This is a genomic window from Cellulophaga fucicola, assembly GCF_900119145.1.
GTDB classification, from domain to species: Bacteria; Bacteroidota; Bacteroidia; order Flavobacteriales; family Flavobacteriaceae; genus Cellulophaga; species Cellulophaga fucicola.
On the sequence record NZ_FPIY01000001.1, the window covers coordinates 916,834 to 937,410 of the forward strand.

Annotated in this window: 19 protein-coding genes; 13 read left to right on the forward strand and 6 right to left on the reverse strand. The window is 31.6% G+C overall.

The features are described 5' to 3' along the window. Positions 1–2: 2 nt before the first annotated feature. Both bshB1 and BT107_RS04015 read right to left on the reverse strand, forming a co-directional pair. Positions 3–719 (reverse strand): bacillithiol biosynthesis deacetylase BshB1, encoded by a 717-nt coding sequence (gene bshB1 / locus BT107_RS04010; protein WP_072302457.1) that lies wholly within the window; start codon positions 717–719, stop codon positions 3–5. A gap of 13 nt (positions 720–732) precedes the next feature. Next, positions 733–1,884 (reverse strand): trans-sulfuration enzyme family protein, encoded by a 1,152-nt coding sequence (locus tag BT107_RS04015; protein WP_072302458.1) that lies wholly within the window; start codon positions 1,882–1,884, stop codon positions 733–735. Positions 1,885–2,006: 122 nt separating this feature from the next. On the opposite strand from BT107_RS04015, the gene BT107_RS04020 reads away from it, so the two are divergent. Next, on the forward strand, positions 2,007–2,816 hold the full coding sequence (locus BT107_RS04020) for a zinc metalloprotease (RefSeq protein WP_072302459.1): 810 nt from the start codon (positions 2,007–2,009) through the stop codon (positions 2,814–2,816). A gap of 1 nt (position 2,817) precedes the next feature. Here BT107_RS04020 and BT107_RS04025 read toward each other — a convergent pair whose 3' ends face one another. Further along, on the reverse strand, positions 2,818–6,027 hold the full coding sequence (locus tag BT107_RS04025) for a cytochrome c biogenesis protein (protein ID WP_072302460.1): 3,210 nt from the start codon (positions 6,025–6,027) through the stop codon (positions 2,818–2,820). 110 nt (positions 6,028–6,137) lie between these two features. Continuing rightward, positions 6,138–6,536 carry a group III truncated hemoglobin gene (locus tag BT107_RS04030; RefSeq protein ID WP_072302461.1) on the reverse strand — a complete coding sequence of 133 codons (399 nt, stop codon included), beginning with the start codon at positions 6,534–6,536 and terminating at the stop codon, positions 6,138–6,140. A gap of 98 nt (positions 6,537–6,634) precedes the next feature. Here BT107_RS04030 and BT107_RS04035 point away from each other — a divergent pair, with 98 nt between their 5' ends. The 9 genes from BT107_RS04035 to BT107_RS04075 all read left to right on the forward strand — a co-directional run bounded on the left by BT107_RS04035 (position 6,635) and on the right by BT107_RS04075 (position 15,926). After that, on the forward strand, positions 6,635–7,006 hold the full coding sequence (locus BT107_RS04035; protein WP_072302462.1) for a hypothetical protein: 372 nt from the start codon (positions 6,635–6,637) through the stop codon (positions 7,004–7,006). Between the two features lie 33 nt (positions 7,007–7,039). Next, complete coding sequence (locus tag BT107_RS04040) at positions 7,040–7,804, forward strand: Rossmann-like and DUF2520 domain-containing protein (protein WP_072302463.1); 765 nt, start codon at positions 7,040–7,042, stop codon at positions 7,802–7,804. Beyond that, entirely contained in the window at positions 7,788–8,315 is a 528-nt protein-coding gene (locus BT107_RS04045) for a KdsC family phosphatase (protein WP_072302464.1), read from the forward strand. The genes BT107_RS04040 and BT107_RS04045 overlap by 17 nt, the downstream gene beginning before the upstream one ends. A 2-nt stretch (positions 8,316–8,317) precedes the next feature. Further along, the gene (locus BT107_RS04050; protein ID WP_072302465.1) at positions 8,318–8,908 is read left to right on the forward strand and encodes a Maf-like protein; all 591 of its coding nucleotides are present in this window, start codon (positions 8,318–8,320) and stop codon (positions 8,906–8,908) included. Between the two features lie 34 nt (positions 8,909–8,942). Then, positions 8,943–9,881: a septum formation inhibitor Maf gene (locus BT107_RS04055; protein ID WP_072302466.1), complete on the forward strand. Its 939-nt coding sequence runs from the start codon at positions 8,943–8,945 to the stop codon at positions 9,879–9,881. Continuing rightward, positions 9,878–10,420: a mechanosensitive ion channel family protein gene (locus BT107_RS04060; protein WP_072302467.1), complete on the forward strand. Its 543-nt coding sequence runs from the start codon at positions 9,878–9,880 to the stop codon at positions 10,418–10,420. Before BT107_RS04055 ends, BT107_RS04060 begins: the two co-directional genes overlap by 4 nt. 11 nt (positions 10,421–10,431) lie before the next feature. Beyond that, the gene (locus tag BT107_RS04065) at positions 10,432–11,472 is read left to right on the forward strand and encodes a magnesium and cobalt transport protein CorA (RefSeq protein ID WP_084639107.1); all 1,041 of its coding nucleotides are present in this window, start codon (positions 10,432–10,434) and stop codon (positions 11,470–11,472) included. A gap of 124 nt (positions 11,473–11,596) precedes the next feature. Beyond that, entirely contained in the window at positions 11,597–14,095 is a 2,499-nt protein-coding gene (locus tag BT107_RS04070; RefSeq protein ID WP_072302468.1) for a PIG-L family deacetylase, read from the forward strand. 109 nt (positions 14,096–14,204) lie between these two features. Beyond that, positions 14,205–15,926, forward strand: coding sequence for a sodium:solute symporter family protein (locus BT107_RS04075; protein ID WP_072302469.1), 1,722 nt, complete (start codon positions 14,205–14,207; stop codon positions 15,924–15,926). 63 nt (positions 15,927–15,989) lie between these two features. Here the strand turns inward: BT107_RS04075 and BT107_RS04080 are convergent, their stop codons facing one another. Both BT107_RS04080 and BT107_RS04085 read right to left on the reverse strand, forming a co-directional pair. Continuing rightward, positions 15,990–16,835 carry a DUF2911 domain-containing protein gene (locus BT107_RS04080; protein ID WP_072302470.1) on the reverse strand — a complete coding sequence of 282 codons (846 nt, stop codon included), beginning with the start codon at positions 16,833–16,835 and terminating at the stop codon, positions 15,990–15,992. A gap of 106 nt (positions 16,836–16,941) precedes the next feature. Then, complete coding sequence (locus tag BT107_RS04085) at positions 16,942–17,796, reverse strand: hypothetical protein (protein ID WP_072302471.1); 855 nt, start codon at positions 17,794–17,796, stop codon at positions 16,942–16,944. A gap of 187 nt (positions 17,797–17,983) precedes the next feature. Between BT107_RS04085 and BT107_RS04090 the strand changes: the two genes are divergently transcribed. The 3 genes from BT107_RS04090 to BT107_RS04100 are packed head-to-tail and all read left to right on the forward strand — an operon-like array spanning position 17,984 to position 20,576. Next, the gene (locus BT107_RS04090; RefSeq protein WP_072302472.1) at positions 17,984–18,643 is read left to right on the forward strand and encodes a TetR family transcriptional regulator C-terminal domain-containing protein; all 660 of its coding nucleotides are present in this window, start codon (positions 17,984–17,986) and stop codon (positions 18,641–18,643) included. A gap of 3 nt (positions 18,644–18,646) precedes the next feature. Further along, positions 18,647–19,957 carry an ABC1 kinase family protein gene (locus BT107_RS04095; RefSeq protein WP_072302473.1) on the forward strand — a complete coding sequence of 437 codons (1,311 nt, stop codon included), beginning with the start codon at positions 18,647–18,649 and terminating at the stop codon, positions 19,955–19,957. A gap of 4 nt (positions 19,958–19,961) precedes the next feature. After that, positions 19,962–20,576, forward strand: coding sequence for a flavin reductase family protein (locus tag BT107_RS04100; protein WP_072302474.1), 615 nt, complete (start codon positions 19,962–19,964; stop codon positions 20,574–20,576). The last annotated feature ends 1 nt before the right edge of the window (position 20,577 follow it).

Genomic DNA, 20,577 nt, shown 5'->3' on the forward strand with positions numbered 1-20,577 from the left:
AATTAAATTAAATCATCTAAAGTATTTACAGCTACATAACGTTCTACTGTAAAACCTTCAGCATAATCTGTTCCTATTAAACGCCCTAAATCTTGAGCTCTATACGTTATACTTTCTAAAAAATTCTGACTTGTAATAGGTGTTTGCGGCGCAGTGCTATTTGTATCGTAAAATTGTGTTTCGTAAGCTAGTACGGACTTAACTTTTATATCTATAAAACCGGTAACATCTACCACAAAGTCTGGCTCAATATTTTTCCATTGTATGTAATGATAAACGTGCTTTGGCCTCCATTTTTCTTGAGGTTCACCATCAAGCTCGGTTTCAATCTTTAACAAACCACTTAAAAAACAAGCATCACTAACCAATTTACTGCCTTTTCCATGATCTATATGCCTATCATCTATAGCATTACATAACACTATCTCTGGCTTATACTTACGTATCATTTTAATTACCTCTAGTTGATGTTTTCTATCGTTTACAAAAAATCCATCTTTAAAAGCTAAATTTTCTCTAACAGAAACACCTAAAATTTTTGCAGCAGTAGCAGCTTCTTTATCTCGAGTTTCTGCAGTACCTCTAGTACCTAGTTCTCCTCTTGTTAAATCTACAATTCCAACCTTTTTTCCGTTGGCTATTTCTTTAGCTATTGTAGCTCCTGCTCCTAATTCCGCATCATCTGGGTGTGCCCCAAATACTAATATATCTAATTTCATTTTACTACAAATCTTATTTAACTTTTGCTATTGCTTGTTCTATATCTTCAATTAAATCTTCTACTTCTTCTATACCAACAGAGAAACGAATTAAACCATCTTTAATACCCTGCCTTGCTCTCTCTTCTTCACCCATTAATGCGTGCGATGTTTGTGTAGGCGATAATACTGTACTTTCTACTCCTGCTAAACTCATAGATGGTTTTATAAGTTCTAATGCATTTTGGAAATCCATAGCATCTATGTCGCTTTTAAGTTCAAAAGATAACATACCACCAAAACCTCGCATCTGAGATTTTGCCAATTCGTGATCTGGATGAGATGGCAAACCTGGGTAATACACTTTTTCTACATCTTTACTTTGATGAAGATATTCTGCCATTTTTTGTGCATTTTCATTCTGAGCTCTTACTCTAATACCCATTGTTTTCATACTTCTTTCTAACAACCAAACTGTATAATCACTTAAACTACCTCCAAAATTTTTAGCTAGTTGAAAAATTCTATCTATATGTTCTGTCGTAGATGCAACTGCTCCAGCACAAATATCTGAATGCCCACCCATATACTTGGTTGCACTATGTATAACAACATCAATTCCAAAATCTATCGGATTCTGATTTACAGGACTTGCAAACGTATTATCTATCATAGAAACCAAATTGTGCTTTTTAGCCAATGTAGCCACTGCTTTTAAATCTGTAATAGTAAGCAAAGGGTTAGACGGTGTTTCTATATAAATTACTTTGGTATTTTCTTTTATTTTAGCCTCAAAATCTTCTACTTGTAAGCCATCAGTAAAAGAATATTCTATTCCAAACTTATCAAACTCCTCGTTTATTAAATTATAAGTACCACCATATAATGTGTTTTGTAAAACAACATGATCACCAGCTCTTAAAAATGCCAATAAAGCTGTACTTACTGCAGCCATACCACTTCCAAAAATTAAACCAGCCTCTGTATGCTCTAATGCTGCAACTTTTTTACATAAAGCTTCTTGGTTAGGTGTATTAAAATACCTAGGATATCTTTTAACATCTACACCTTCAAAAGCATAAGAAGAACTCATAAACAAAGGAGAAACTGCCCCTCTAAATTGCTTATCTTCAACTTCTCCGGTATGTGTACAAATTGTATTTAATCGTCCTTTAGAATGCTTCATCTTATTCTGCTTTTTTAAGTTTAGTCGTCTTACCAAAGTTACAAATTTAGAACCTAACCAGCATAACAAAACTATTTTGTAATCTGTTGCGTATATAAATATAACAACTCTATATAATTTTGATGAAACAAAACATAATGAACTTTAAAAACACAATCTACACCGTATTAATTGCTTCAATTTTTGCAGCTTGCTCAACAGATAGCACAGATAATAACCCTATAGATGATAATGGCATTATTACAGAAGAAACTAAGGAGTTAAACAGAAAAAATGTTGGTAAATCTGCTAACGACTTATTGTCTGACGATACATACAAATCTGTTGTTTTTGAAATATTTTATGTTAAAGACCATAAGCCTACTGATGAAACTATAGCCAATTTTAAAAGTTTTATTACAGAACGATTAAACAAATCTAAAGGTTGGGAATTACGTCTTGAAGAAATCACAGTTCCTGCTAAATCTGCATACACTATTGATGACATAAAAGCAATGGAGAATAACTTACGTACCCAATACAACACTATAAATAAAGTTGCTGTATTTGGAATTTACTTAGACGCAGAATATGCAGATAATACCCCTGAAGGATCTGTTTTAGGAGTTGCTTATCAAAATACATCATTTGCAATTTTTGAAAATACAGTAAAGCAATTTAGTAACAAACCCCTTGCTCCCAGTAAAACAGTATTATCTTCTACAGTTTTACAGCACGAAATTTGTCATTTACTAGGTTTAGTTAATGTTGGCACAGATATGCAAACACTACACCAAGATACTGCTCACGGCAAACACTGTGATATAGAAAACTGTCTAATGTATTGGACCGCTGAAACTGGTGAAGGTCTATTAAACTCTATTACAGGAGGAAACATACCAACTTTAGATGTACAGTGTATAGCTGACTTACAAGCTAATGGCGGAAAGTAAACTATTTAGAATAGTTTACTTTATACCTCCAAAAACTAATTGCACCAAGTACTAAAACACTTGCTGCTGTATACCATATAAATACTGGTGTTATTACTTGTGCTCCACTAGCGTAACTATGTAAGCCAACAAGGTAAAAGTTAACACCAAAATAAGTCATCATTATGCTCCCAAAAGCTACCACACTAATAAAATTAAATAGCCATTTGCTACGTAATCCTGGAACAAGTCTCATATGCACAACAAAAGCATAGATCATAATAGATACTAATGCCCAAGTTTCCTTAGGGTCCCAGCCCCAGTAGCGACCCCAACTTTCGTTAGCCCACATACCTCCTAAAAAGTTACCAATAGTTAGCATTACTAAACCAGTTGTTAAAACCAACTCGTTAATTATAGTTAACTCTTTTAAGCTAAGCTCCATACGAGCTTTGTTCTTTTTATTTGTTAGAATAATTAGTAATAGTGATGTTACACCTAGAATCATCCCAACAGTTAAAGGTCCATAACTACCCACAATAACTGCAACGTGAATCATTAACCAATAACTATCTAGAACAGGAACTAGATTAGATATAGAAGGATCTACCCAGTTCTGATGCGCAATCCACAATAACATAGCAGTTACAAAAGTAGCAGCTGCAATTGTTAAATTACTTTTACGAGCAAACAATAAGCCCATACCTAAAGTAGCCCAAGCTACATAAATAATACTCTCGTAAGCATCACTCCAAGGAGCGTGACCAGATATGTACCAACGCAATACTAAACCAGCTGTGTGCCATAAAAACAATAAGTATATAGTTCCTTTAAAAAAGTAAACAGCTACACGCCAAATACTACGATCTTTAAATATTTGAAAAACAAGAATAAAGAATAACAATAAACCAACTACCGCATAAGCTTTATATAGAATATTAAAAATATCTAACTTGTTATAAATTACTTCTGTTTTTATTTTTTGTTCTGATGGCAGTACGTCTTTACCATTATTAACCTGGTTTTGTTTAAAAGCAGCCAGTATTTTATCAGCTTCTGTATAATCTCCAGATTGTCTTGCTTTTTGAAGAGACATTATATAATAAGGAACAGAATTTCTTATAAAGTTGCCGTACAAAGTATCTTGAACAGGAAATTGTTCACTATTGCTTCTATATTCTAAAGCAGAAATCCACTTATTATTATCATCATTTAATAATGGAAAAATCTTTACAATTTCACCACTTAAAGCTCTATTTAAAAGCCCTAATCTAATATTTAAGTCTTTATAATCTTGCTGAAATTTATTAGGATTATTAGTTGCAGTTGCTTCAGCTAAAAACGGATCTAACTTATAACTCTGCTTCTCATCAAAAAAGTCCATTAAAGTAGCATAACGCTGTCCTTCTGGAACACCTAAAACTTTTCGTATACTATCATTCTGCCCTTTTTTATCAATAGCAATTATATGCGTATTAGCCCATAGTTCTTGATTAGACATCATAGATAAAAATACCTGATCAGAACTTAAGCCTAGGTATTTATTCTTTAGACTTAACTTACGTAGTAATTCAGATGTAAAGGTATTTATTGGCTTCATTCGCCCTCCTTCATCTTGTATTACCAACTTACCAAACTCTTCCGCATGTTCTTTAGATACTGCAGTAGCAATAATTATAGAATCTACTACTTCTTGACTTGGCATTTCTGTATGGTTGTGCCCATCTCCTGCACTGTGTTCTTCTGTATGGTTATGACCATCTGTAGTCTGTGCTGTTAGATTTAACAAACCTCCTAACACTAAAATAGTAGTTAGCTTAGCTTTTTTAGCTTTTATTTTATCTAACGATGCTCCTAAATCTTTAAATCTTGTTTTTCCAAAAAACATAATACCCAATAAACCTGCGTATAACATAAAATAACCAATATAAGTAATCCAAGTTCCCCAGAAATCGTGATTTACAGATAACCTAGTTCCCTGTTCATCTGGATCAAAACTTGCTTGAAAAAAGCGATATCCCTTATGGTCTAAAATATGATTCATAAAAATATCGTAATCAAATGGCTTTTCATCTTCAATAGTAACTTTACTCATAAAAGATGCATATCCTTTTTCTGTACCAGGGTATTTTTCTGCTATAAAATCATTCAACTTAATACCAAAAGGAAGTTCATACAACTTAGAACCATAACTCATTCTAAATTCTAAATTACCTACAGTAAAAAGATCTGTAAACTGCATCATCCCTTTAGACCCTAGTAATTTTTTCTGTACAGTTTCTCCGTTTACAGTAACATCTAAAATTAAAGCATCTGGCATATTTTCTGTACGCTCTTCGTCTGGTATACGTATAATTCCGTTTTTACCTTTTACAATAGAGTCTGGCATTACAAATTGCATATTAGCCATTTGATATAAAGCACGGAGTTGTAATTTTTGTACTGTATCTTTTTTAACACCACCTTCTAACCTATCTGCCATACGCATAAAAGTACCTTCAAAAGGGGTTTTTATTGTATAACTAGAATCTGTTGCTGTAATATTAATAGCGCCTTCTGTAGGTTTATTTAACGCAAACAATACATTGTGTATGCTTTGCACTACACCTTCTTCTAGGTAATGATCGTGACGACCGCCACTACTAGATTCTACTATTTTTAAAAAATTTTTACCTTCATCACCAATTATTAAGCCTTCTTTAGCACCGTCTATAAAACCTGCATACTTAATAGAATACTCTGTTTCGTGAAATTTTTTGGTTATTGGTAAATCAGATTTTAAAGCTTCTGCTGTAACTAAAATAGGAAACTCTTCCTTTTTTTGCATTTTAGTACCATCCTTATCTCCATAAACTATAGTAGAAATATATGTTTTATCAGAAAAGAATACATTTTCAGTTTCACCTTCTCTAATAGGCATCATACCTTCAAAACTAATATATCTAGTTACAAAAGCACCTATAATAATAAATATCCAAGATAGGTGTAATAATAAAACAGCCCATTTTTCTTTACGCAATAATTTATATCTAGATATGTTACCTATAAAATTAATTACAAAAAAGACCATAATAGCCTCGAACCAGGTTGCATTATAAATCCAAATTCTTGCCGTTTCTGTGCTATACCAACTTTCTACAAATGTTCCTAAAGCCAGTGCTGTAGCAAAAGCAATAAAGAGAAATGACATTAAACGTGTAGAGAAAAAGAACTTCTTTATTAAATCTATCATCCTTGATAATACTTAGTGAATTTGGTCTGCAAAAATACGTCCTTTTTACGTCTTTTTAGACGTAAATAGGCAATAAATGTGTTAATGAAACCATAATATTTAGCAAAAAATTAACCTTGGTTATTTCTTGCATTAAAAATATGAATATGAATGTTTGATCCCATATTACGAGCCCTATTTTTGGCAATATTTGCATTTTCACCTTCAAAGAGTTCGTCTATTGTTGCAAACCAATGGTTAATCCAAATACCAAAGTGCAACTCGTTTATAGTATTATCTGTATAAGCATCTACTTTTTGGTGCACAGCAATAGGATTACCTTTATATGTGCCGCGCTCAATAAATAATTGATTGCTCCAAAATTTAGTTAAATGCTTTAAATGATGATCCCAATCTGTAATTATACCGTTAAAAATAGGTCCAAGAGTTTCATCTTTTCTTACTTTAGCATAAAAACTAGAAACTAATAAAAACACATTTTCCTTAGTTGTAAGTTGTAATTTTTCCATTTTTGCAAAGACTTTAATACGTTAGCGAATAATATGGCGTGGTATTAGTTACAAAATTAAGCAACAAAGCCTTAGTAATTAGATAAAAAAGTATAATTATGAATATAATTACCCCTTTTAAAAAGTCTGTTTTATGTACAATTTTATGTATTCCCTTATTTATAGTTTTAAGTTGCTCTAGTGATGACAACTCTAAAGAGGAAGAAGATGGACCTAAAGGAAACTGCATAGAAAATGGTGCTATAACAACAGTTGTTGGGAATCACGGGCATTTATTAGAGGTTACAAAGCAAGACATAACTAACGGAACAACAAAAACCTACAATTTAGAAGGTTCAGCCGGACATATGCATATGCTAACAATTACTACAGAAGATTTTGCTACCCTAAAGACTAATAATGCAATTACAATTGCTACAAGTACAAATGCAGGACACACACACGCTATTACAATTGGCTGTGCAGAATAAATGAATTAAACAGATTAGCTTTACTTTTGTAGTATGATTAGCGTAGTTATTATAGGATTAGGAAATATTGGCTCTCACTTATACACTGCTTTTAGCAAGCTAGATAATGTATCTGTTGTAATGCTTTACAACCGCACAGAGGAAGCCTTACTCCCGTTTAAAAACAAAGTAAAGAGCACTACAGATAGTAACCAATTACCAGATGCAGATATATATATTATAGCCACCTCCGATGACAGTATTGCTGCTGTATCTAAACAATTATCTCTAAAAAACAAATTAGTTGTGCATACATCCGGGAGCGTTTCTATTGCTGTTTTAGATGATAAAAACCGAAAAGGATCTTTTTACCCATTACAGACGTTTAGCAAAGGAGCAACTGTAAATTTTAAAGAAATTCCTATTTGTATTGAAGCAGAGGATAAGGCCGATGAAGCTTTACTTCTTCAACTAGCAGAGAGTGTTTCTGATAATGTACATAAGATATCATCTGAGCAGCGAAAATCTATGCATTTAGCAGCTGTTTTTGTTAATAATTTCACCAATCACTTATACCATATAGGGAAAGAAATTTGCGAAGAAAACAAGGTTCCTTTTTCAATTTTATCGCCCTTAATACAAGAAACTGTTACAAAGCTAAATAAGTTATCGCCATTTAATGCGCAAACTGGACCTGCAAAACGTAATGATACTGGCACTATGCAACGCCACTTAACAGAATTAACAAACAATACGCATAAAGAAATATATAGCGTTTTAAGCAAATCTATTACCAATACTTATGGAAAAAAGTTATAAAGAATACTTACACAATGTTACCACTTTTGTTTTTGATGTAGACGGTGTTTTTACAGATGGTTCTGTACTTATTACAGAGCAAGGGGAATTATTACGTAAAATGAATGTTAAAGATGGCTACGCACTTAAAACCGCTATACAAAAAGGCTTTAATGTATGTATTATTTCTGGTGGCACTAGTGAAGGTGTGCGCACTAGGTTTAAAAGTTTAGGCGTAACAGATATTTACTTAGGTGCACATTTAAAATTAGAGCCAATAAACGAGTATTTAACAGCTAAGAATATAGATGCTAAAAACGTTTTGTATATGGGCGATGATATGCCAGATGTACCACCAATGCAACTAGTTGGTATGCCTACGTGTCCGCAAGATGCAATACCAGAAATCAAGACTGTTAGCAAATATATTTCTCAGAAAAATGGCGGTAATGGCTGCGTTAGAGATGTAATAGAACAAGTACTTAAGGCTCAAGGTAAATGGAATGATAATTATAGTGCTAAAAACGATTAATAATGCTTTCTAAAAAACTAAAAGATTACAACATTATTTTGGCTTCTGGATCACCAAGAAGGCATCAGTTTTTTAAGGAATTAGATATTAATTTTAAGGTTGATGTTAGACCTATTGAAGAGGTTTTCCCTGATCATTTAAAGGCCGAAGAAATTACAGATTACTTAGCTGCACTAAAAGCAGAGCCTTTTAAAACATCACTCCAAGAAAAAGACATTTTAATAACATCTGATACTATTGTTTGGCACAATAATGAACAATTAGGTAAGCCAAAAGATGCTGCAGATGCTATTGCTATGCTTACAAAATTATCTAATTCCTGGCACCAGGTAGCAACATCTGTCTGTTTTACATTAAAAGATAAACAGATTACAAAAAACCACATTACCAAAGTAAAATTTAAAGCCCTTAGCTTAGAAGAGATTACTTATTATGTAGACAATTTTAGTCCGTTAGACAAAGCTGGTGCTTATGGCATACAAGAATGGATTGGTTTAATTGCTATAGAAGAAATAATAGGCTCCTACCCTAACGTTGTTGGCTTACCAACACATTTAGTTTATAAAACTTTGTTAACTATAGCAAATGCATAACATTTTAAGTAATTTTACTTAAAATGTATTTGTTATGAAAAAACTATTAGGCCTAAGTATAGTTGCCACTACGCTACTATTTACTTATGCATGCAAAGGAAAAGTACAAGAAGAAGAAAAAACAACTAATATAGTAGCTGAGACTACAGAAAAAAAAGCTGAAGCTAAGCCAGTTTCTAACGAGTTTAAAAAGTACTGGTATAATGGCACTGCAGAAATTACATCGTACAAATTAAAACAAGCAAGATATGGCGAGCTTAGAGATGGCTCTGCGGTTTTGGTGTACGTAACCGAACCTTTTAGCGCAACTAAGCAAGTAAAAGCAGATAACCCAGATAAAACAAATATTCCCGTTTTAAAATTAAACAGCACTAAGAAATTCTATACCGGAATTTACCCATATTCTGTTATGTCTAGTACATTTTACCCGGTAGCAGACAACTCTAATTCTATAAAAATTACAAATTCTGTGCAAGAATGGTGCGGACAAGTATTTTCTCAGTTAAATAATAAAGATAAATTTGAAATTTCTTCTTTTTCTTATTTTGAAAGTGAAGGCGATAAAAATTTTAGCTTAGATAAAAACATTTTAGAAAACGATTTGTGGGCAAAAATTAGAATAGATCCTACTAGTTTACCAACAGGTAATTTAGATGTTATTCCTTCTTTTCAATATATAAGATTTTCTCATAAAAAATTAAAAGCTTACAAGGCCAATATTACTAAGATTAGTAAAGATAATTTAACAATATATAGTCTAGATTATCCAGAGTTGCAACGCAATTTAAGTATTACATTTACCACCGCTTTTCCGCACACAATAGAAAGCTTTACAGAGACACATAAAAGTGGCTTTGGAGCTAATATTAAAATGCTAACAACAAAAGCAACTTTAAACAAAAGAATAAACACTGCTTATTGGCAACAAAATGGCAATAAAGATTTACATTTTAGAGATAGTTTAGGATTATGAAACAATTTATAGATACGCATCAAAATCAGCTTATTAATACCTTAATTTGCCTTTGCGCTTTTATTATTATACGCTTTCTTATTGCAAAAGCAATTCGTAAAATTGGCCGAATAAGTGACATAAACAAAGTACGTACAAAGCTAATTATTAGATATGTAACTATTTTATTAATGTTTATATGTTTTGGAACTCTAGTTTACATTTGGCAAGTTAATTTTGAGGATTTAGGCATTATATTTTCATCTGTTTTTGCTGTTCTAGGTGTTGCTTTATTTGCTTCTTGGTCTATTTTAAGTAATATTACAGCTGGCGTTATTTTATTCTTCTCTTTTCCTTTTAAAATAGGAGATCGTATTAAAATATTAGATGGTGATTTTGCAGAAGAAGTAGATATTTTAGATATAAAAGCATATCATATTTATTTAAAAAAAGATAACGGCGAGCTACTTACCTACCCAAACAATTTACTATTGCAAAAAGGAGTGGTAATTATTAATAAAGAAGATAACGACGAAACTACTGAAGGAGATTACATCTAAATAGTTATTATATGAAAAGGAAAAACAGACGCAGAGTAAATCCGTATTCAGATAAAAAAACTATTAATATTGAAGATTTTTTAGTTAACTCATCTTTAATAAATTATTCCAAAGACAGCTATAACTTACTTAAAGGAGAAGATTTAAAAGAAATAGATATTACAAAAAATACTTCTGTAATATCGTGGTTAAACATTTATGGTTTTCAGCATTCGCAAGCCGTGCGTAAAATAATTGCTGATAATAATATGGATGAGTTTTTAATAAACTTAGTTATAGACAACAATCATAGAAATAAGGTTATAGAGTTAGATGACTGTTTTTTTCTAACCTTAAAATCGCCCTATTACTCGGCAGAAAGCAATGAAACCAAGTTTGAGCAGATGGTTTTTGTTGTTGGTGAAACTTATGTTTGGAGCATACAAGAGGTAGAAGGCGACCATTTTCAGCATTTAAGAGAGCGTATAGAAAAAAACTTAGGTATTATTAGAAAAAAAGGTGCAGATTACTTGTTTTACCTTTTAATGGAAGCTATTATAGACAACTACTATATTGCTTATGATAAGCTTACAGAGGCAAATATTGGTTTAGATAATTTAAATGATACCAAACCAACTCCTGAGTTTGCCATAAAAGTTGAAAATAACAAAAGACAGTTAAATCAAATTAAAAGAATGACTATTAGCATTAAAGACGCTATAAATCAGCTTGAAAATATTGACTGTTTTGATTTTGATATTAAGTATTTTATAGAAATAAAAGAACAAATTGGTTTAATGAGTGATGAAATTGACTTTAATCTTAGTCAACTCGAGAGTTCTTTAAACCTAATGTTTAGCATACAAAATCACAGACTAAATGAGGTAATGAAAACCTTAACTATATTTTCTGTAATTTTTATACCACTTACTTTTTTGGCTGGTATTTATGGTATGAATTTTAAAAATATGCCAGAATTGCACACAGATGATGGTTATTTTATACTTTTAGGTGTAATGGTTTTAGTCTCTTTAGTATCAATATTTTTTATCAATAGAAAAAAATGGTTTTAATCATTCTTCATCAAAATTAAAAAATGTTAATAAACCTTTTAAAAACGTTGTTAAAGAACCTTTAAAATTGACTTTCTAAAGCGCAGAACTTGTTATATTTGAGCATCAACCAAAATTAACATTTATGCGCCATCTATTGGTATCATGCGTAATTTTTACATTATGCATCAATTTAGGAATTTCACAAGCTCCTAAAAAAAGTTCATCTTCAGAAATATATCATTCTTTAGAAAAGTTAAACTTCTTAGGATCTGCCTTATACATAGCAGCACATCCAGACGATGAAAACACTAGGTTAATATCTTACCTATCTAACAATGTAAAAGCAAAAACAGCGTATTTGTCATTAACTCGTGGAGACGGAGGGCAAAATCTAATTGGACCAGAAATTAGAGAGCAATTAGGCGTTTTACGTACACAAGAATTACTTGCTGCCCGTAGTAAAGATGGCGGCGAACAATTTTTTTCTAGAGCAAATGACTTTGGATACTCTAAACACCCAGACGAAACTTTGGCTATTTGGAACAAAAAAGAGGTTTTAGGAGACGTTGTACAAATAATTAGACAATTTAAACCAGATGTAGTTATAAACAGGTTTAATCATAAAAATCCTGGATCTACTCACGGTCACCACACAACTTCTGCAATGTTAAGTGTAGAGGCTTTTGACTTGGTTAACGATCCAAAAGCATATCCAGAGCAATTAAAAACAACAGATACTTGGCAACCACAACGTTTATTTTTTAATACATCTTGGTGGTTTTATGGTAGCGAAGAAGCTTTTGACAAAGCAGATAAGAGTAAATTATTAAAATTAGATGTAGGTGTTTTTTATCCGATGTTGGGCGTATCTAACAACGAGATTGCATCTTTAGCAAGTAGTCAGCATTTATGCCAAGGCTTTGGCCGTATTTCTACTAGAGGTAGCCAAGACGAATATATTGAGCTTTTAAAGGGTGATATGCCTAAGAATGAAGATATTTTTGACGGAATAAACACAACTTGGTCTAGAATAGATGGTGGCGTTGCTGTTGGAAAAATCTTAAATAAGGTTGAAGAAAATTTCAATTTTAAAAACCCCACGACGCACTTACCAGAACTAATAGAAGCTTATAAATTATTACAAAAATCTACAGATACACATTGGAAAATTATTAAATCTGAAGAGCTTAAAAATATGATCTCTTCTATTACCGGCTTGTATTTAGAGGCTAATGCTAACAAAACAAACAGTACTCCAAGTGGTGACTTTAAAGTTTCTATAGAGGTATTAAATAGAAGTGTTGCAGACATTACACTAAAATCTGTACGTATTGGTACTTCTACCCTATCTCCTAACGTAGCACTAAAAAACAACATTAAAGAAAATTTAAATTTAGATGTTACTGTGCCTGCAAGTACAGACTATACAAGTCCTTATTGGTTAATGGAAAAAGGAACTTTAGGGATGTATACTGTTAATGATAAAGCATTGATTGGCAAACCAGAAACACCTAGAGCATTTAATGCTGATTTTGAGCTTAGCATTAACAACTACAGTTTAACTATTACAAAACCTGTTGTAGTACACTACTCAGAACCAGACAAAGGAGAGTTATACAGACCTTTTGAGATTTTACCAGAAGCTAGTGCGAGCATAAAGGATAAAGTTATTATTTTTTCTGATAATACACCAAAAGAAATACCTGTTACAATAAAAGCATTAACAGATAATATTACAGGAGAATTAGAATTATGTTTTTCTAAAGAATGGAAAGTTAGTAACGCTAAACAAGCATTTACTATAGCCAAAAGAGGAGATACAAAAACATTTATGTTTACAGTAACACCACCTGCTTACGAAGCGGAAAGTGCTATCTCTCCATTAATAAAGATTAACGGAAAAGAACTTAGTAAAGAGTTAATTGTTATATCTTATGATCATATTCCAACACAATCTGTTTTATTACCATCTGAAGCAAAGGTTGTACGCTTAGATATAAAAAAAACAGGTAAAAACATTGGTTATATTGCTGGTGCTGGTGATAAAATACCAGAAAGTTTAGAACAAATTGGTTACTCAGTTTCTACTATAGATCCAGATAATATAAACACAGAATCTCTAAAAGAATTTGATGCTATAGTTGTTGGTATTAGAGCTTACAATGTAGTAAATCAATTAAAGTTTAAACAACACTTTTTACTAGACTACGTAAAAAATGGTGGAAACTTAGTAATACAATACAACACAGCTGGTCGTGGTAGCCTAGGAATAGACAACCTTGCTCCTTACACACTAGAACTCTCTAGAGACAGAGTTACAGACGAGAACGCAACAGTAAACATTTTAGCAAAAAAACATTCTGTAATAAACTCACCTAACAAAATAGAAGCTAAGGACTTTAACAACTGGGTACAAGAACGTGGTTTATATTTCCCTAACAAATGGGGAAAAGAGTTTACTCCTATTTTAGCAATGGCAGATAAAGGAGAAGCAGCTAAAGAAGGTAGTATTTTAATTGCTCCTTACGGAAAAGGAAATTATATATACACAGGAATAAGCTTTTTTAGAGAATTGCCAGCAGGTGTTCCTGGTGCCTATAAATTATTTGCTAATATGTTATCACTACCTAAAAATAACTAAGACACTATGGAGAATAAATTTGTTTGGAAAAAAGAATATTCCTTGGTCTTACTTTTAAATATAGCATATGGAGTTTTGTTTTTTGTAATAATGAAAATTTACAATTAATATGGCTTCAATAGATTGGTATTTACTTATAGGAACACTACTATTTATTGTAGGTTTTGGCGTGTATAAAACAAAAGGAAGTAAAAATGTAAACGATTATGTTTTAGGAGGTAATCAGTCTAAATGGTGGACAATTGGATTATCTGTAATGGCCACGCAAGCAAGTGCTATTACATTTTTATCTACTCCAGGACAAGCATACCACGATGGTATGGGTTTTGTACAGTTTTACTTTGGACTACCACTAGCGATGGTAGTTATATGTATGGTTTTTGTACCATTATATCATAGATTAAAAGTTTACACAGCATACGAATTTCTAGAAAATAGATTTGATGTTAAAACAAGAACATTAGCCGCATTTTTATTCTTAATTCAACGTGGTTTAGCGGCAGGTATTACAATTTATGCACCATCTATTATACTGTCTGCAGTACTTGGTTGGGACTTAAGAATTTTGAATATTTTAATAGGTATTTTAGTAATTATCTATACTGTCTCTGGAGGTACAAAAGCTGTAAGTGTTACCCAAAAACAACAGATGTTTATTATAATGCTGGGTATGTTTGTTGCTTTTTACTTTATTCTAGATTACTTACCAGATGATATTACATTTAGCAAAGCTTTAAAAGTTGCTAGCGCTAGTGATAAATTAAACATCCTAGATTTTAGTTTTGATACGCAAAGCAGGTACACTGTTTGGAGTGGTTTAACAGGTGGATTTTTCTTATTTATGTCTTATTTTGGAACAGACCAAAGCCAAGTACAACGTTACTTATCTGGTAAATCTGTAAGAGAGAGTCAACTTGGTTTAATTTTTAATGGTATTTTAAAAATACCAATGCAATTCTTTATTTTATTGGTTGGTGTAATGGTTTTTGTTTTTTATCAATACAATACATCACCTTTAAACTTTAATCCGGCAGCAACTTCTAAAGTAACAAACTCTGTTTATGCAGAGGATTATAATTTATTAGTAAAAGAGCACAAAGTAATAAGTGATAAAAAAATTACTGCTCAAAATAATTTATCTGTTGCATTAGACAACAACGACCTTAACAGACAAGAAACTGCTAAAAAAGAGATTGTTGCTCTAAACGCTCAAGAAAAACTTGGTAGAGATGCTGCAAAAAGTTTAATAAAACAAGCAGATAAAGATGTAGAAACTAATGACACCGACTATGTATTTATTCACTTTATACTAAACTATTTACCACAAGGTATTATTGGTTTATTATTGGCTGTTATTTTATCTGCCGCAATGTCTTCTACCGCATCCGAACTAAATGCCTTAGGTACAATTACTGCATTAGACATTTACAAAAGAAGCATTAGACAAGGTAAATCTGAAGAGCACTACGTAAAAGCATCAAAAGTACTTACTTTAGTTTGGGGTATTATTGCCATACTAATTGCCTGTGTTGCAAGTTTGTTTGATAATTTAATACAATTGGTAAATATTATTGGATCTATATTTTACGGAAACGTTCTTGGTATATTCTTACTAGCCTTCTTTTTTAAGTATGTAAAAGGAAATGCTGTATTTGTAGCAGCAATAATTACACAAGTTATAGTAATTGTTGGCTGGTGGCTAGACTGGATGTCTTATCTATGGTTAAACGCTTTTGGTTGCCTGCTTGTAATTGCCATTGCTTTACTACTAGAAAGCTTTGATAGAATGATGAGAAGTGACGATGAAAACAGTATTGAAAGCATACAATAGAAAACATAAAAAAACCCGTAAAACTAAAAGCCTTACGGGTTTTTAAATTATATAGAACAAAAATTATTTTGCTCCCCACTCTTTTAAAGAGTCTTCATTCATTTTAACGTAATCTGCATTACCAGCTTCTTTAGAACCAGCTAAAGATTTTTTAGCAGTCTCTATAGCTTTTTTCTTATCTCCAGCTTTAGCATAGATTAAAGACAATTGTCTTAATTGGTAAAAAGCAGGCTTTTCCATCATACTCATTGCTTTTTCCATCCAAGTTTTAGCTTGATTAATATCCTTACCTTCTGCAGAATAGTAAACAGCAGATGCATAGTAATCTTGCGCAGACGGACCATTCATAGATCTTGTAATAGCAGCAGTTACTTTTTTGTCTGTTGGCACTTCAAATTTAACACCTACATAAACATCTTCCCATAAAATACCTAAAACAGCAGAGCCAGAAGTTAAATCATCAAAAGTCATTGTAAATGTTTCAACTTTCATTGGCATTTTTACAACATCAGCTTTAATAGTAGCAGCAACTTTAGACTCATCCCAAGCAGATGGTGTACCCCAGTTATTTGTATCAGCATAAAAAACAACTTCCCAAGAAGTAGCTCCAGGCTTAGTAAAAACAGCATAAGAACCAGCTTTTACTTCCTTACCACCAATAGTAACAGCGTCACTAAATGTAATTATTGTGTTTTTATTAGCTCCTGTTCTCCATAATTTATCAAAAGGCACTAAGTTTCCAAAAACTTCTCTACCTCTAGCAGATGGTCTAGAATACTCTAATGTTACGTCTGTTAAGCCAACTTTCTGTTCCATTTTAGTAAACGGACTTGGTTGTGGCGTTTCAATTTGTGCTTGTACCCCTGTTAAGGCAAACACTGCAATTAATACTAATGCAATTTTTTTCATTTTATAAAATAGTTTATTAAGTTTCCTCAAAATTACGGCAGACGGAAGCCTTTAAATGTTAAGGAAAACTTAAATTTTAAGATATAAAAAATGAGTAAAGAAAGAATTATTTGTTTACTGTAAGTTTAAAAACACTTGCAGAAGCACCTAATTTTAAAAAGGATTCCGAAGAAATATAATATGTATTATTATCTAAATTGGTAATCCCTTCTACTTGAGCAAAACCAATGTCTAAAGGTGTTTTTTTAACAGAGCCAGAAAATAAATTAGCAGTTGTAAGACCAGTAACCTCTACAGCAAAAGGTAACATAAACATATTATAACCTACTAAAACAACTTTATCCGTTTTACTATTATAATTAGCACCTGTAACCATACCATTGGTTTTATAGCTACCAACACTTACAGCTTTATAAGTACCTTGCTTTTTAGGTATTTTATAAGCACTAGTACCTTTACCCTGCCATTGTTTAGTTAAAACAAATAAATTGTCTCCTTTACTAAACAAAGCTTCTGCATCAAAATCACTTCTAGTTGTTCTAGTAAATGAATCCTGATCTGGATAGCTGTAATATATCTTCTCTGCTGTTACCTTGTCTTTTGTATATATATCTTTTTTAGAAATTTTATAAATACAAAGATCTTTTCTATCTCCATTAAAATTACCAAAATCTGCAACATAGATAAAATGCTGATCTTGGGTAATATCTTCCCAATCTATATTCTTTGCGTTGGCAATAACAACTTTTCTTTTTACCTTAAATGTATTTTTATCTAAAAAATATAAGGTAGGTGTATTTCCAGAGTCGTTATGCGTAATTAGCTCATCATTATAAAACAACAAACCAGAAGACTCAGAAACCACCTCTGGCAAAGCCCCCACAAGTTTACTTGTAAGTTGCGAACATATAGCGCCAATAAGAACTGCTGAAGTATAAAGGATTACTAATTTAAATTTCATTCTTGATGTATAAAAATTCTATTATCACCAAAATTACTTCTTATTAATTAGATAACTATAAATTTTAAGTAAACCCTAACAGAATAAGGGTTTAATATACAGTAAAACTATTATAATTTTATTTTGTCTAATATTTAACATAAATAGTTAGACATTTTTATATCTTTGTTGAACAGATACTTTAATTATGGCAAAGAAAAAGAATATAACTGCAGATGATATTGTTAGTTTTTATATGGATTATGTATTAGAAAACGAAAAAGAACCTTCTTCTATATATAAATTTAGTAAGACTAATAACTTTGAAGAATCTATATTTTATAAATATTTTAATTCTTTTGAAACTTTAGAAAAGCATATATTCAATGCCTTTTTTAATCATACAATAAAAGCATTAGAAGCAGATGAAGCGTATGCTACTTATGATAATAGAACAAAGCTTTTAAGTTTTTACTATACTTTTTTTGAGATGTTAACTGCAAACAGAAGCTATGTTGTATATGCACTTAATAAGCACAAAAACAAACTAAAATCTGTTAGTATGCTATCTAAACTAAAGGAAAGCTTTGGTCATTACATTTCTAGCCTAGAGATTAAAACAATAGATTTAAAACAAGAAAAGCTAGAAAAAATTCAGAATAAGACAATTATGGAATCTGGTTGGATACAACTAATTATAACTTTAAAGTTTTGGTTAGATGACACTTCTTCTTCATTTGAAAAGACAGATATTTTTATTGAAAAGAGCGTAAACACTACGTTTGATTTGTTAGACACAAAACCACTACAGAGTATTATAGATTTAGGAAAGTTTATATACAAAGAGAAAATTAATATGAACATATAGCCTATGAAAACGCTAGACAAGATTCCGACTTCTAAAATACAACGTGCCAGTAAATTAGTTACTACAGGTGCAAAAGTTGGTGTTAATTATCTTAAGTACTACGGAGATAAATTAACAAGGTCAGAAACAGAGGCAAAAGATCGCTTAAATAAAAATAATGCAGAAGACATATACGATAGTCTTAAGCAGTTAAAAGGAAGTGCTTTAAAGGTTGCACAAATGCTTAGTATGGAAAAAAGCATATTGCCACAGGCTTATGTAGAAAAATTTTCTTTAGCTCAGTTTTCTGTTCCGCCATTATCTGCTCCATTGGTACAAAAGACGTTTAAAAAATATTTTGGAAAATCTCCTAACGAGATTTATGATACTTTTAATTTAAACTCTGTTAACGCTGCTAGTATTGGGCAAGTACATTATGCCGAGTTAGATTCTAGAAAACTAGCCGTTAAAATACAATATCCTGGAGTTGCAGATAGCATCTCTACAGATTTAGCTATGGTAAAACCTATTGCCATTAAAATGTTTAATATTAAGGGCAAAGACTCAGATAAGTATTTTAATGAGGTAGAAAACAAACTTATAGAAGAAACCAATTACTTGTTAGAGATAAAGCAAAGTATAGCTATGGTTTCTGCTTGTAAACACATACCAAACCTTAAGTTCCCTAAATATTATGAAGATTTATCGTCTGAACGTATTATTACCATGGATTGGATGGTTGGTGAACATTTAAGTGAGTTTACAGCTCGTAATACAAACCAAGAACAAGCAGATAAAATTGGGCAAGCACTTTGGGACTTTTATATGTATCAAATGCACGTACTTAGAAAAGTGCACGCAGATCCGCATCCTGGAAATTTTCTAATTTCTAAAGAAGCAGAATTAATAGCGTTAGATTTTGGATGTATAAAAGAGGTTCCTAATAGTTTTTATGTTCCTTATTTTGAGTTAGCAAAGCCAGAGATTATTAATAATCCTGTTTTATTCTCTCAAAAAATGCACGAATTAGAAATTTTAAAAGAGGATGATACTAAAGAAGAAACTGAATTTTTCTCAGCCCTTTTTTATGAAATGTTAAGTCTATTCACCAAACCTTTTCACGAAGAAACGTTTGACTTCTCTGACCCTGTATTTTTTAATCAGATAGCAGAACTGGGAGAAAAATATAGCAAAAGTGCAGAATTACGTAAAATGAACGGCAACAGAGGATCTAAACATTTTATTTACATCAACAGAACCTTTTTTGGACTTTATAATTTAATGTTCGATTTAAAATCCAAGGACATTAAGATTAACAATTATTTATCTCTTTAATAGAATGATATCGTATTCTAAACAAAACATAGAAGAGCTAGAACATCTGTTTAAAATTAACTTAATAAACAGTGCAACAGGATATAAATCGGCCAATTTAATTGGCACTAGATCTGTTAATGGACAAGAAAATATTGCTGTTTTTAGCTCTGTTATTCATCTAGGATCTAGTCCTGCTTTGTTAGGCTTTATATGCAGACCTACTACTGTTCCAAGGCATACGTATAAAAATATATTAGAAACAAAAACATATACTATAAACCATATACATTTAGATATTTTAGAAGAAGCACACCATACATCTGCTAAATATCCTGAAGATGTATCAGAATTTTCTAAAGCTAATTTAAAGCCAGAATACAAGAACAATTGTAAGGCTCCTTTTCTAAAAGGTGCTCCAGTACAACTAGAGTTAAAATTTATAGAAGAAATACCTATTAAAGCTAACGGAACCATTATGGTTATTGGCGAAATAGTTAACTTATATGTAAATAAAGAATTACTACAAAAAGATGGATTAATAGATTTATCTAAAGGAAATGTAGCTGCAATTAATGGCCTAGATACCTATGCTGTAGCAAAAACAAATAAAAGGTTTGCATACCAACGCCCTAAATAAA